Source organism: Agrobacterium radiobacter, from assembly GCF_040801995.1.
GTDB classification, from domain to species: Bacteria; Pseudomonadota; Alphaproteobacteria; order Rhizobiales; family Rhizobiaceae; genus Agrobacterium; species Agrobacterium radiobacter.
In genome coordinates this window covers 1,534,547-1,547,159 of sequence record NZ_JBEGHX010000001.1, presented here as the reverse complement: position 1 = coordinate 1,547,159, position 12,613 = coordinate 1,534,547, and the positions used below count along the sequence as shown (strand labels likewise).

Here is a 12,613-nt window from a genome sequence, read left to right as displayed (position 1 = left end):
GAAGCCAGCTTACGCGCCAGCGTCCTATGCCTTGTCCTCTTCCATCCGGACTATACCGTCGGCTCCGGCCTCTCACCGGATCTGCTGACCTTCCGGCTTTGGAGACCGGAAGCGCTCGCGGGCTCCGGGAAAAATCCCGATACCGCCGGTGGGGAATTGCACCCCGCCCTGAGAACAAGGCCAACATAAATTATCAAATGGGAAGGAATCAAGGGGCAATGGTCCGTCCGTGGCCCCTATGCGCGAAAAGAATATCCCCGTTGCGGTCGCATTGGGGTATTTCCTTTCCGGGGCCAATGGCTCGGGAAAACCGCAGAATGAACCGCAAAGGGCAGGGGGTTACCGGTCGCGCAGCCGCAGTTCATCGGTCTGCATCTGCAGCGAACCGAGCGTCGACAGGAAGCTCATGCCGAGCAGGCTCTGGCCCAATTGGCCATCCTGGGCGACGAGGGCCGGGATGTTGCGCCGCACGATCGGGCCAATGCTGATTTCCGACAGGGTGACGGGAGCTGCCGCCGTGCGGCCATTCGCAGTCATGACCGGTACGGTATAGCGGAGGTTTGTGGTGTCGATGCCGATTGCGGCGGCATCTGCATTGGCGAGCACCACCGAGCTTGCGCCGGTATCGACCAGCATGTGGATCGTCTTGCCTTCGAGACCGACATTCGCCTCGAAATGGCCGCTCATCGATTTATGCAGCACGATTTCCTGCTCACCGCCCGATGTGGTGACCACTACGGCGCGGCCGGGTATGAGGCCGCCCAGCAGTCGATCGCCGAAGGTTTGCAGATCGTAGCGATAGAGATAAAGCGAGACGAGGCCGAGAATGATGACAAGCCAGACGGCGAGCTGGCGGATGACGGTGCCGAAACTGCCGCGGCTTCCGGCCAATATGCCGGCGGACAGGAGAGCGGCAATGGGCAGAAGATAGAGAACATGGGCGAATTGATCATTATCGATGCCGAGCGTTCGCCCACCGTCATGATTGATGAGCAGCAGGCCAAGGCCGACGGCCAGCAGAAGGAGAACGATGGTCAGCCTGTTCATGCGGTATGCGTCTCCTTGGCGGTCTTGGGCAGGTTTGCCAGTCTTTGCGGCAGCAACCGCATGATCTCGCGGCGCTTCTCGTCGCTATACCCTGCCCAGCCGCCAATTTCATCCAGCATTCGCCCACAGCCGATGCAGAGGCTGCTGGTTTCATCGAGGCGACAGATGTGGATGCAGGGTGTTTCCATGATGATTTATATCAGGCCGTCATGCTGCAAGGGCAAGGGCGACAAGAATCACGATCTCCGTGATCTGCTGGCAGGCGCCGATGGTGTCGCCGGTATGGCCGCCGATCTTCCTGTCGCAGAGCCTGCCGAAAAGCATGGCCGCCAGAAAGGCTGCCGCCAGCACAAGGGCAATCGACAGGAGCGGCAGGGCGTGCAGCGTAAATAGTATGAAAAGCAGCAACCCGATCAAAAGCGCGATGTTGCGCTCGCTTGTGCCCGGCTGACCGGCGCTGGCGGCGATGCCGGAGGTTTTGGCGGCGGGCAGGGACTGCCAGTGCCAAACCATCAGGGCGCGGCTCATGACAAGCACAGCGATCAGGGCGGCGGCGGCGGTTTTTGCCGGCAGCGTCTCAATGAGCGAGGCGAGCGCGGTGGCGCGAAGCGCAAAGGACAGGATCATGGCGATGGCGCCATAGCTGCCGATGCGGCTGTCCTTCATGATCTCAAGCATTCGCGCCTTGTCCTTGCCGCTGCCGAAACCGTCGGCCATGTCGGCCAGGCCGTCTTCGTGCAGCGCCCCTGTCACGAGCGCCGTCAAGCCGATGACAAGCCAGCCGGTGAGCTGGGGAGAGGCGTCGAAGGCCGCAAAAACCACAACGAGGAAAGCGGCGGGCAGGGCGATCAGCAGACCGGCGGCGGGAAAGGCGCGGGCAGTGCGGCGCATCGACACACTGTCGGCATCATCAAAAAAACGCGAGGGAACGGGCAGGCGGCTCAGAAAGGCGAGGGAATGCATGACATCTGTTATAAAATCCCCGGCCTTCATGCTCTCTCCGTTGCAGTTGCTGCATTTCCGGTTGTTCCGCGGCGCATCCGCGATTATGAGAGGCGCAACAAAGACCGATTTGCCGGAAAACACAAGTTCCGGACGCATGAGCCGATGCGACAGCCAACCCGACGACGAGAAAGACAGATATCATGAGCATGAGCGGATTGCCCTTCGACGATTTCCGCGCGCTGCTGCGCGAGCTTCCCGGCCCGGACACGCACGCGCTTGTGGCGGCCAAGGAGCGCAATGCGCAGCTGACCAAGCCTGCCGGTTCGCTCGGCCGTCTCGAAGAAATCGCCATGTGGCTGGCTGCCTGGTCCGGCCGTTCTCCGGCCGTCACCCGTCCGCTGGTGGCGATCTTCGCCGGCAATCACGGTGTTACCCGGCACGGCGTTACGCCTTATCCGACATCCGTGACCCAGCAGATGGTGGAAAATTTCGCGGCAGGCGGTGCGGCGATCAACCAGATCTGTGTCGCCAATGATCTTGGCCTGAAAATCTTCGATCTGGCGCTCGATTACCCGACCGGCGACATCACCTGCGAGCCTGCGCTCTCGGAGCGCGACTGCGCCGCGACCATGGCCTTCGGTATGGAGGCGATTGCCGGCGGCACCGATCTTCTCTGCGTCGGCGAAATGGGCATCGGCAACACCACCATTGCGGCGGCGATCAATCTCGCGCTTTATGGCGGCACGGCAGAAGAGTGGACCGGTCCGGGCACCGGCTCGGAAGGTGAGGTCATGGCCCGCAAGATCGCGGCGGTGAAAGCTGCCGTGGAATTCCACAAGGACCACCTGTCCGATCCGCTGGAAATCATGCGCCGTCTTGGCGGACGCGAGATCGCGGCGATTGCCGGCGCCATCCTCGCCGCCCGCGTGCAGCGTATTCCCGTGCTGATTGACGGTTATGTGGCGACGGCCGCTGCCGCTCTTCTCAAGGCCGCCAATCCTTCGGCGCTCGATCATTGCCTGATCGGCCATGTCTCGGGCGAGCCCGGCCATCTGGCCGCCATTGAAAAGCTCGGCAAGACGCCGCTGCTGGCGCTTGGCATGCGGCTTGGCGAAGGGACGGGGGCAGCACTTGCCGCCGGCATCGTCAAGGCCGCTGCCGCCTGCCATTCCGGCATGGCGACGTTCGAAGCGGCGGGTGTGGACACCCGCATCAGTTCCCGCACCGATCATTGAGGCTGAAGATGGACGTGACGCCGCAAAAGAAGCAACCGGAACCCGTCTTTCGCAAGGAAAAAGGCTGGCGGCATCTTTTGGCCGCCGCCCGCTATTCCGTGCAGGGGCTTGGCCGGCTGTGGCAGGAAGCAGCGTTCCGGCATGAGGTTCTTGCCTTCGGCGTCGGGCTCGCCCTGCTTCTGGTCGTGGGCGCGCCGTTTGCGCATCTTCTCGTCTTTACGGTGCTGATGCTGCTTCTTTTCTCGGTGGAGGCGCTGAATACCGCCATCGAAGAGTTGGTGGATCGCATTTCGCCGGAAATCTCCTCGGTCGGGCGGCATGCCAAGGACCTCGGTTCCTTTGCCGTCTTCTGCCTGTTGATGGCGAACGGATTTTTCGTGCTGTATTCGCTGGTGACGACGCTGTTCCTCTAAGCGGAGCGCCTCCGCTTTTTTGGCTAATGCTCAGGGTTTTCAGGCGAAGGACCGCCGGCGCGGCTGGATGGCGTGGGTTTCCTCCACGGCCGGCAGGCTCTGCAGCACGCGTTTTGCCGGCAGGATGGCGATGCCTTCGGTGCCCTCGCGCAGTTTCGATTTCAGGATGAACTGGCCGTCATGCTTGGCGAGAATGGCCTGAACGATGGGCAGGCCAAGACCGGTTCCCTGTTCGGCGCTCTTGATCGCGATCGAGCCCTGACCGAAGGCCGACAGCACCACGGGAATTTCATCTTCGGGTATGCCGGGGCCATTATCCCTGATCGACACATATTGGCCGCCGCCCGCGGTCCAGCCGGCTTTCACGAGGATTTCGCCGCCCTGCGGCGTGAATTTCACGGCGTTGGAAAGCAGGTTGAGGATGACCTGGCGAATGGATTTTTCATCGGCCCAGACCTGCGGCAGGCTGTTTTCGAACTGCTGGGAAATCCTGATATTCTTGGCGCGGGCGCGAAGCTGGATCATGCCGATGCAATCCTCGGCGATTTCCAGCATCGAGATCGCTTCTTCGTTGAGGTCATAGCGGCCGGCCTCGATGCGCGAGAGGTCGAGGATTTCGTTGATGAGATCGAGCAGGTGCTGGCCGGAGCGGTGGATATCTCCGGAATATTCCTTGTAGAGCGGGTTGTTGAGCGGGCCGAGCACTTCTGACGCCATGACCTCGGAGAAGCCGAGAATGGCGTTGAGCGGGGTGCGCAGCTCATGCGACATGGAAGCGAGAAAACGTGATTTGGCCAGATTGGCCTCTTCGGCGCGGCGTCGCGCCTCATCCGAAACCGAGTTGGCGACTTCGAGCTCGGCGATAAGGTCGTCCTTTTCCGTCTGGGACGACAGGAGCTTGACGCTGGTCTGGTAGAGCCGGCTGGTGATGCGATGACAAAAGAGGATCGCCATGCCGAACATCAATGCAAGGCCGACATCGAATGGATCACGAGAGATGGCCGAGGTGACGCACAGCGCCGCCATAACCGGCAGGAAGGTCATGAAAGTCGCCCGCCGCAGCATGAAATTGGCCATGGCGGTCAGCGAAAGCGCGATCAGCAGCGTTGCGCCCTTGAAGAAGAGAACAAGCGTCGGGTCGTTGCGCACCGGTTCGGCCAGTGCGAACATGGCCCATGCGCAGCCGATGAGGATCTGCATGCCGAGGAACAGATTTTTCCAGTGCTGGAGGTTTTCGGCGGTGATCTCCTGTTTCGCCGCTTTCTTGGCCAGCACCAGAGCGATGGCGTGGAAGCTGAGCGCAATCAGCGACCAGATGATCAGCCCGATGTCGCGGGTGATATAAAGACCGATGACGGAGGCGAGCACGATGAAAAGCGGCATGAACATCGCGCCCTGAAGGGTCTCGGCGATGTGCATGGTCAGCATTTCGCGTTCATAGGCTTCGGTTCCGCCAGCACCCTGTTGCAGGCGTTCACGCGTCGTCTTCACCGTGTCGAAAACCGCCTTGTTGCGGTGTTTTTTCGAGCGGTCGACGATGATCTTGTCGGTGGACGTGCTGACGCTTTTACTCATTGTTACAACGCGGGTGACATGAACCCTTGCAGACTACGCGCAAAATCTTAAGAAGATGCTGCCGTTAAAGGATTTGTTTGCCATTTCTGACAAGGGTTTGTTGTTACATGAGACGAAATGGAGGCAAAAGCAGGCGTTTTTCGGCATTTCGCGATGGCGGGCTTTTTCTCGCCACGGTTTTTCTCGGTATTCTGATCGCGGCCAAGCTCGATCAGATCAACAGCGAAACCTATAGCGGCCGCTTCTTCGTGATCGATGGCGATACGCTGTCAAAGGGTGAGGAACGTTTCCGGCTGCTCGGTATCGATGCGCCGGAGCTTGCGCAGACATGTCTGCGCGGCAGCGAAAGCTGGCCGTGCGGCGAGGAGGCGCGCCGTGTCCTGCAACGGCTGGCCCAGCCGGCGGATTTTTCCTGTTCCGGCAGTTCCAGAGACCGTTACGGGCGGCTGCTCGTCTATTGTTCCGCAGACGGCAGGGATGTCTCATCGGAAATGGTGTCGGCGGGTTTTGCGGTCGCATCAGGTTATTTCCAGTTCTCAAGCGAGCAGTCGGCGGCGCGCAGGGAGGCGCGCGGCATCTGGGCGGGAGAATTCGAGAAACCATCGCAATGGCGGCGGGAACACCGTGCCGCGGATCTGGAAACGCCGCCGGCGGGTTTCCTCACCATTATCCGCCATCTTCTGGGATGGGACCATGGTTGAGCTAGCGCTGGTGCGTGATGATGGGCTGGACGGGTTGCGCGGCGAAATCGCCCGCTGTCGTCTCTGTCGCGATATGCCGCTCAACGGAATGGCTGATCGCCTGCCGCACGAACCCCGGCCGGTGGTCGTCATGTCGACCAAGGCGCGTATCCTGATTGCCGGGCAGGCGCCGGGGCTTCGTGTGCACGAAACGGGGTTGCCCTTCAACGATGCCTCGGGTGACAGGCTGCGCCAGTGGCTGAACGTCGATCGGGAGACATTCTATGATCCGGATCGTTTCGCCATCGTGCCCATGGGCTTCTGTTTTCCCGGTTATGACGACAAAGGCAGCGACCTGCCGCCCCGGCGCGAATGTGCGCCGCACTGGCGCGAGCGGGTAATGGTGGCAATGCCGCAGGTGGAGCTGATCCTCGCCATCGGCCAATATGCACAGGCTTTTCACCTGGGTGAAAGGCGGCGCAAAACCATGACCGAAACGGTGCAAAACTGGCGCAGCTATCTCCATGCCAATTCCGGTCCCGGCATTTTTCCCCTGCCGCATCCGAGCTGGCGCAACACCGGCTGGCTAAAAAAGAACCCATGGTTCGCGGAGGAGCTGCTGCCGGTTCTGCGACAACATGTGGAAATGCGGCTTTAGTGAAACAATTTTCTGTTTTTCTGCGAAAATTAGTGTATTGAAAGGAAATTAATTCAGGAGGGTAGACGCATTGGATCGCCTAGACCGTAAGATTTTGCGCATTCTGCAAGAGGATTCCACGCTGGCCGTTGCCGATCTGGCGAAAAAGGTCGGCCTTTCCACGACGCCCTGTTGGCGGCGTATCCAGAAGATGGAAGAAGACGGCGTCATCCGCCGGCGCGTGGCGCTGCTCGATCCGGTCAAGGTCAACACCAAGGTCACGGTTTTCGTCTCCATCCGCACCGCCTCCCATTCCATCGAATGGCTGAAGCGTTTCTCCGAGGTGGTTTCCGAGTTTCCGGAAGTCGTCGAATTTTACCGCATGAGCGGTGACGTCGATTATCTGCTGCGCGTCGTCGTGCCTGACATTGCCGCCTATGACGCTTTCTACAAGCGCATGATCGCCAAGATCGAAATTCGCGACGTTTCCTCCGCGTTCGCGATGGAGCAGATCAAATATACGACGGAACTGCCGCTCGACTATATGCTGCTGGACAATCCGAAATCCGGCGAGGAGTGATCCGCCGCCGGCCAGGTTTTTGATCAATGCCCTTTCCGGTTGCCGGGGAGGGCATTTTCATTTGCGGGCCGTTTTTTCCGTCGCTCTGGCCCGCCGGAAGCTGATCCTGCAGGAAGGTCCATCCGGTAGCCGCCGCCAGGCCACGACAATTCTATTCCGCCCAGAATGGCAAATTCGCACATTCAATTCTCTCGGCGTCGTCTCCGCGCAAACTGGGATTTTGATAAAATCTCTCGAATATCTACGCTTTTACCGTCGAAGGATGGAATAGCGAGGGATATCCATATGCTCACACGACGCGGAACATTGGGACTGATCGCAGGTGCGACCGGGGCGGCGTTTCTGCCGCATATCCGGCGGGCAAGCGCCGCAACCACCACATTGCGGATTGGCTGGCAGAAGAATGGCGTGATAGCGCTTGCGAAAAGCCAGGGCGCGCTCGAAGCGCTGCTGAAAGATCGCGGCATCGAGGTCAAATGGTCGGAATTCTCCTCCGGGCCGCCGCTTCTCGAAGCGCTGGGTGCCGGCGCGCTGGATATCGGCCCGACCGGCGATGTGCCGCCGCTTTTCGCGCAGGCCGCCGGCGGTAATCTGCGTTATGTGGGCACTTATAAAGCGGCAGCCGGCGGATCGGCCATCCTTGTGCAGAAGGATTCGCCACTGAAGACGCTGGAAGACCTGAAAGGCAGGAAGGTCGCCTTCAAGCGCGGCTCCAGCGCCCATAATGTCACCGTCAAGGCGCTGCGAAAGGCGGGATTGACCTTGAACGACATTACCCCAGTCGATCTTGCGCCGCCGGATGCGGCCGCCGCCTTCCGCAGCGGCAGCATCGATGCCTGGTCGATCTGGGATCCTTATTTCGCCGTGGCGGAAAAAGAGCCGACGACGCGGGTTCTTTCGACCGCCGAAGGCATCGTCGATCCGTGGAGTTACTTCCTCGCCAATGGCGATTTCGTGGAGAGCAATCCCGATCTCGTGCCGCTGATCCTCAAGGAACTGGCGAATGTGGGTGCGAAGGCGCAGGCCAATATCGACGCAACGGCAAAATCGCTGGCGTCGATCACCGGCGTTCCCGAGGATGTCACCAAGGTCTCGCTGACACGACCGGGGGCTGATCTCGGACGGGTCTCGCTGGTTCCGGATGAAGCCATTGCCTATCAGCAGGCACTTGCAGACGAATTCTATGATCTGAAGATCGTGCCGAAGAAACTCAAGGTGGCGGATATCGTCTGGCGTCCGAAGGCGAGTTGAGAGGGCGGGAAAGTTGAGTCTCTTCAACCCGCTGGCGGATGTTGCTGAGAGCTTGATTCAGGCAGGAGCCGTGTTCGTCGCATGCAGGGCGAGCGCGTGCCGCTTGTTTCTTCTCCCCGCCGGGGAGAAGTCCGCGGCAGCGGGATGAGGGGGCAAGGGTGCGGTCTATCGCTGGCGTTTCCCCCCTTATCCGACCCTTCGGGCCACCTTCTCCCCGGCGGGGAGAAGAAAGGTGCCGAGATGTCGGGGGCATAAGCCTCCGATGTCGCATCAGCCCTTGAGCTTCGCAATCACCAGATGACCGGGCGTCGGATTGCCGTCCTGCATGCGCACGTTGATGTCGGTCACTTCGAGAACCTCGAAACCGGTCGCGGCCAGTCTTTCCCTGATATAGTTCTCCGCATGGGCGAAACGCTGGTGCGGGCCGACCATATAGGGGCGTCCGGCGAGCGTCCCTTCAGGCAGAGTTTCCGACGAGAAGATCAGCAGGCCGCCGGCGTTGAGGTTTTCGGCAGCGCCGAAAAACAGCGGCTCCAGCGCGCCGAGATAGGGCAGCACATCGGTTGCGGTGATGATGTCGAAGGGCTCGTCGTCATTATCTTCAAGAAAGTCCTCGGCTTCGGCGACGTAGAGCGTCTCGTAAAGGTCCTTCTCATGGGCGATCTCGACCATGTTTTCGGAAATATCAATGCCGGTGATATCGTCGGCCATATCGCGCAGCGCTTCGCCGGTGAGGCCGGTGCCGCAGCCGAGATCGAGCAGGCGCTTGAAGGGGCCGAGGTTGAGGGTCTGCAGCCGCTGGCGCACCATCATCGGCACGGCGTAACCGAGCTGCTCGACAAGAATATCCTCGAAAGCTTCGGCATGCTGGTCGAACAGGGTTTCGACATAGGCATCAGGTGCTTTCGATGGCTGTTCGCCCCGGCCCATGGCGGCGATGCGAACGGCCGCGCCGCCGTGATCCTCCGGATCGATGGCGAGAACTTCTTCATAGGCCTTCACCGCCGCATCCACATCGCCTGATTTTTCAAGCGCGAGTGCGCGGTTATAGGCCTCGGCAAGCGCCTCTTCGTCGATTTTCTGGTTCTTCGTCATCGTGCCTTATCCGTCAGCGTCTTCAGTTGAAGTTTGCTGTAAGCCGCATCGGAGGCGGGCGCAATGTTTATGTGGCGCGATGGCTCAGTGGAGGATGAACTCCCCTTTGAGCGCGCGCCATTCCTGCGCCGAGATCACCTGCCGGTGCACGTAGCGGACGGAGTGCAAAGGCCCGTCGAGCTTTTCCTGCCAGAATTTGAGGAACCCGTGCATTTCGGGGAAATCAGGGGCCAGATCATAGTCCTGCCAGACATAGGTCTGGAGAACCAGCGGATGGTCCGGCAGGCGATAAAAAATCTGGGCGGTGGTGAGGCCGTAGCCTCTCAGCATCATTTCCATGTCCTTGTTCATGACGGCGGTTCCCGTTTCCATGATTGCCGATCACAGCATTGCCGCTGTATCGAATATGGGAACACGACATGGTTAATCCAAGCTTGCCAGGGACATGGATTGTCATAAAATAGTTATATTTTTCAAAATGTTAGCAGCCTTCCTTGATGAGTGCTGCCAACTTTTCCGCTTAGCGCTTGAGATGGCGCGTCAGGCGGGCCTCCAGCCATGCCCAGACATGTCTAAGCGTTTCGACGATCGTCAGGTAGAAGATCGCCGCCCAGAGATAGGCCTGATAATCGAAGGTGCGGGAAAAGGCGTAACGCGTCTGCCCCATGAGGTCGAAGACCGTGACGATGGAGACCACCGCCGAACCCTTGATCATCAGGATGATCTCGTTGCCATAGGGACGCAGCGCCACGATGAGCGCCTGCGGCAGGATGACCTTGCGGAAGGTGATGAGTTTCGACAGGCCGAGCGAGGCGGCCCCCTCGTGCTGGCCGCGCGGCACGCTGCGGATCGCGCCGCGCAGGATTTCGGCCTGATAGGCGGCGGTGTTGAGAGTGAGCGACAGGAGGCCGCAATACCAGGCCTCGCGGAAGAACCACCACAGGCCGACGGTCTCCAGCCCCTGGCGGAAGCTGCCGAGGCCGTAATAGATCAGGAAAAGCTGCGCCAGAAGCGGTGTGCTGCGAAAGACATAGACATAGGCATAGGCGAGTGCGCCGATGACGCGGTTTTCCGACATGCGGCCGAAGGCGATTGGCACGGAAAGAATGGCGCCGAGAATGATCGAGCTGCCGACCAGCGTGATGGTGGTGATGAGACCATCGATGTAACGCGGCCCGTAACGCCCGAATTTATCCCAGTCCCAGCCTTCGATCATGGCGAAGATCAGCCCGGCGGCGAGCAGCAGCCAGAGCGTGATGACGGCGATGCCGACGATGCGGGAAATATTGAGCGGCTTGTCCGCTACCGCCGGGGCAGGGCGCGCGGGAATGAGTTCCTGAACATGGCTCATCGGCTTACCTCCGACTTGCGCGACCAGCGATCGATGAAACCGATGCCGATGGACGAAAGCAGCGCGAGAATGAGATAGAGCAGGCAGGCGATGCTGTAAAAGAAGAAGGCTTCCTTGCTGACGCGGGCGGCGATGCCGGTCTGGCGGATGATATCGGCAAGGCCGATGATCGAGACGTAGGACGTGTCTTTCAGCAGGATGACCCAGAGATTGGTCATGCCGGGCAGGGCGATGCGGACGAGTTGCGGAATGATGATGAGCACCATGGTGCGGCCGCGGGAAAGACCAAGTGCGGCACCTGCCTCATATTGCCCCCTGGGTATGGCCTTGAAGGCGGAGAGCAGCACTTCAGAGGCATAGGACGAGAACACCACCGACAGCGCCACCATGCCCGCCACGAAAGCGTTGATCTCGACCGGGCCGGTGATGCCGATATAACCGGCCACCGATTGCAGCAGCATCTGGATGCCGTAATAGACGATGAAGAGCGTCAGGAGTTCCGGCAGACCTCGGAAGATGGTGGTGTAGATACCGGTCGCCAGCCGCAGCGATTTTTCTTCCGATTGTGCAGCGAGCGCGATGAGAAAACCGATCAGCAGTCCGACGGGCAGGGTGGCAAGCGCCAGCGAGATCGTGACCTTGACGCCGAAAGCGATCTCATCGCCCCAGCCAGCATCGCCGCAGGCGACCAGGGTGCCGTTTCCGAAAAGCGAGAAGAGACCGACCGGCCCGCAGAAGGGATCGAGAAGTGTCGAGACATAGGTCCAGAACGCACCTATGGCGGAAAATGCTCCGCTCATGCCAGTTTTCCCCTGCGGTCTTAAGCCGCCGTGATTGTTATCGTGACGTTTTCAAACAAAAATGGCGGAAGGGCAAGCCTTCCGCCACGAGATTTCAACAGATCGAACAGGCTTACTCGCCGTAAACGTCGAAATCGAAGTATTTTTTGTTGATCTCCTGATACTTGCCGCTGGCGCGGATGCCGGCGATGGCGGCGGTGAACTTGTCGGCGAGCGCCGTGTCACCCTTGCGCACGGCAACGCCCGCGCCATTGCCGTTGATCTCGACGTCGACCTTGAGCGGCGTCAGGATCTTGCAGCAGGCGCCGGCATCCGTCTTCAGCCATTCCGAAAGCACGACGATGTCGTCGATGACGGCGTCGATGCGGCCATTGGCGATGTCGAGCTTATATTCGTCGGCGGTCGGATACATCTTCACGTCGGCATCCGGGAAATGCTTTTCGGCATAGTTGGAGTGGGTGGTGGAACCCTGCGCGCCGAGCGACTTGCCCTTGAGATCATCGAGGGACTTGATCGGCGAATCCTTCGGTACGGCGATAGCCGGCGGGGTGTTGTAATATTTCTTGGAGAAGTCGACCTTCTGGAGACGTTCCGGCGTGATCGACATGGACGCGATGATGGCGTCGAACTTCTTGGCCTGCAGGGCGGGGATGATGCCGTCCCAGTCATTGGTGACGAAGGTGCACTCGGCCTTCATTTGTTCGCACAGCGCCTTGGCGATGTCGATGTCGAAGCCGGTCAGCGTGCCGTCGGCTTCGAGATTGTTGAAGGGCGGATAGGCGCCTTCGGTGCCGATGACGATCTTGTCCTGCGCGAGGGCTGCGCCCGACAACAGCGAGATGGCGGCAATCGATACGGCTGCGAGCAGACGGGTGGAAATAGGCATTTCGATCCTCTCTTTTGGTCGTTCATCCGCAGTCTGTTGTTGTTTTCAGTGCGGACGCCATGGGCGCTGGGCGCGGCAGGACGGAGGATACCGCCTGTGGCCTTCAGCGCGGATGCAA

General features: G+C 60.1%; 15 protein-coding genes and 1 riboswitch. Of the genes, 6 read left to right on the top strand and 9 right to left on the bottom strand.

Translation table 11 applies throughout. The features are described from left to right. Positions 1-29: 29 nt before the first annotated feature. A riboswitch (FMN riboswitch) is annotated at positions 30-180 on the bottom strand. Between the two features lie 159 nt (positions 181-339). The 3 genes from MRBLRC7O_RS07790 to MRBLRC7O_RS07780 are packed head-to-tail and all read right to left on the bottom strand — an operon-like array spanning position 340 to position 2,040. Beyond that, the gene (locus MRBLRC7O_RS07790; protein ID WP_080866257.1) at positions 340-1,047 is read right to left on the bottom strand and encodes a TIGR02281 family clan AA aspartic protease; all 708 of its coding nucleotides are present in this window, start codon (positions 1,045-1,047) and stop codon (positions 340-342) included. Next, entirely contained in the window at positions 1,044-1,235 is a 192-nt protein-coding gene (locus tag MRBLRC7O_RS07785) for a DUF1289 domain-containing protein (protein WP_003507833.1), read from the bottom strand. Before MRBLRC7O_RS07785 ends, MRBLRC7O_RS07790 begins: the two co-directional genes overlap by 4 nt. A 19-nt stretch (positions 1,236-1,254) precedes the next feature. Beyond that, positions 1,255-2,040 (bottom strand): adenosylcobinamide-GDP ribazoletransferase, encoded by a 786-nt coding sequence (locus MRBLRC7O_RS07780; protein ID WP_080570344.1) that lies wholly within the window; start codon positions 2,038-2,040, stop codon positions 1,255-1,257. A gap of 152 nt (positions 2,041-2,192) precedes the next feature. Between MRBLRC7O_RS07780 and cobT the strand changes: the two genes are divergently transcribed. Continuing rightward, positions 2,193-3,227, top strand: coding sequence for a nicotinate-nucleotide--dimethylbenzimidazole phosphoribosyltransferase (cobT, locus tag MRBLRC7O_RS07775; RefSeq protein ID WP_020012887.1), 1,035 nt, complete (start codon positions 2,193-2,195; stop codon positions 3,225-3,227). Positions 3,228-3,235: 8 nt separating this feature from the next. Beyond that, on the top strand, positions 3,236-3,640 hold the full coding sequence (locus tag MRBLRC7O_RS07770; RefSeq protein WP_003507839.1) for a diacylglycerol kinase: 405 nt from the start codon (positions 3,236-3,238) through the stop codon (positions 3,638-3,640). A 39-nt stretch (positions 3,641-3,679) separates the two neighbouring features. On the opposite strand, the gene pdhS2 is transcribed toward MRBLRC7O_RS07770, so the two are convergent. Next, positions 3,680-5,215 (bottom strand): two-component system sensor histidine kinase PdhS2, encoded by a 1,536-nt coding sequence (gene pdhS2, locus MRBLRC7O_RS07765; RefSeq protein WP_080866256.1) that lies wholly within the window; start codon positions 5,213-5,215, stop codon positions 3,680-3,682. Positions 5,216-5,322: 107 nt separating this feature from the next. Between pdhS2 and MRBLRC7O_RS07760 the strand changes: the two genes are divergently transcribed. The 4 genes from MRBLRC7O_RS07760 to MRBLRC7O_RS07745 all read left to right on the top strand — a co-directional run bounded on the left by MRBLRC7O_RS07760 (position 5,323) and on the right by MRBLRC7O_RS07745 (position 8,363). Continuing rightward, on the top strand, positions 5,323-5,916 hold the full coding sequence (locus MRBLRC7O_RS07760) for a thermonuclease family protein (protein ID WP_003507843.1): 594 nt from the start codon (positions 5,323-5,325) through the stop codon (positions 5,914-5,916). Beyond that, positions 5,909-6,553, top strand: a complete 645-nt coding sequence (locus MRBLRC7O_RS07755) for a uracil-DNA glycosylase family protein (protein WP_003507845.1) — start codon at positions 5,909-5,911, stop codon at positions 6,551-6,553. Before MRBLRC7O_RS07760 ends, MRBLRC7O_RS07755 begins: the two co-directional genes overlap by 8 nt. A gap of 70 nt (positions 6,554-6,623) precedes the next feature. After that, on the top strand, positions 6,624-7,112 hold the full coding sequence (locus tag MRBLRC7O_RS07750; protein ID WP_003507846.1) for an Lrp/AsnC family transcriptional regulator: 489 nt from the start codon (positions 6,624-6,626) through the stop codon (positions 7,110-7,112). Between the two features lie 285 nt (positions 7,113-7,397). Then, positions 7,398-8,363, top strand: a complete 966-nt coding sequence (locus MRBLRC7O_RS07745) for an aliphatic sulfonate ABC transporter substrate-binding protein (protein ID WP_003507847.1) — start codon at positions 7,398-7,400, stop codon at positions 8,361-8,363. A 270-nt stretch (positions 8,364-8,633) separates the two neighbouring features. Here MRBLRC7O_RS07745 and MRBLRC7O_RS07740 read toward each other — a convergent pair whose 3' ends face one another. The 5 genes from MRBLRC7O_RS07740 to MRBLRC7O_RS07720 form a co-directional block, all read right to left on the bottom strand. Beyond that, positions 8,634-9,458 carry a class I SAM-dependent methyltransferase gene (locus tag MRBLRC7O_RS07740; RefSeq protein ID WP_080866255.1) on the bottom strand — a complete coding sequence of 275 codons (825 nt, stop codon included), beginning with the start codon at positions 9,456-9,458 and terminating at the stop codon, positions 8,634-8,636. Between the two features lie 84 nt (positions 9,459-9,542). Beyond that, the gene (locus MRBLRC7O_RS07735) at positions 9,543-9,809 is read right to left on the bottom strand and encodes an usg protein (protein ID WP_060723297.1); all 267 of its coding nucleotides are present in this window, start codon (positions 9,807-9,809) and stop codon (positions 9,543-9,545) included. A 169-nt stretch (positions 9,810-9,978) separates the two neighbouring features. Next, a complete protein-coding gene (locus MRBLRC7O_RS07730) occupies positions 9,979-10,809 on the bottom strand; it encodes an ABC transporter permease (RefSeq protein WP_003507864.1) in 831 nt (276 codons plus the stop codon). Beyond that, positions 10,806-11,609 carry an ABC transporter permease gene (locus MRBLRC7O_RS07725; protein ID WP_003507866.1) on the bottom strand — a complete coding sequence of 268 codons (804 nt, stop codon included), beginning with the start codon at positions 11,607-11,609 and terminating at the stop codon, positions 10,806-10,808. The genes MRBLRC7O_RS07730 and MRBLRC7O_RS07725 overlap by 4 nt, the downstream gene beginning before the upstream one ends. 112 nt (positions 11,610-11,721) lie before the next feature. Next, on the bottom strand, positions 11,722-12,495 hold the full coding sequence (locus tag MRBLRC7O_RS07720; RefSeq protein WP_003507867.1) for an ABC transporter substrate-binding protein: 774 nt from the start codon (positions 12,493-12,495) through the stop codon (positions 11,722-11,724). Positions 12,496-12,613 lie beyond the last annotated feature (118 nt).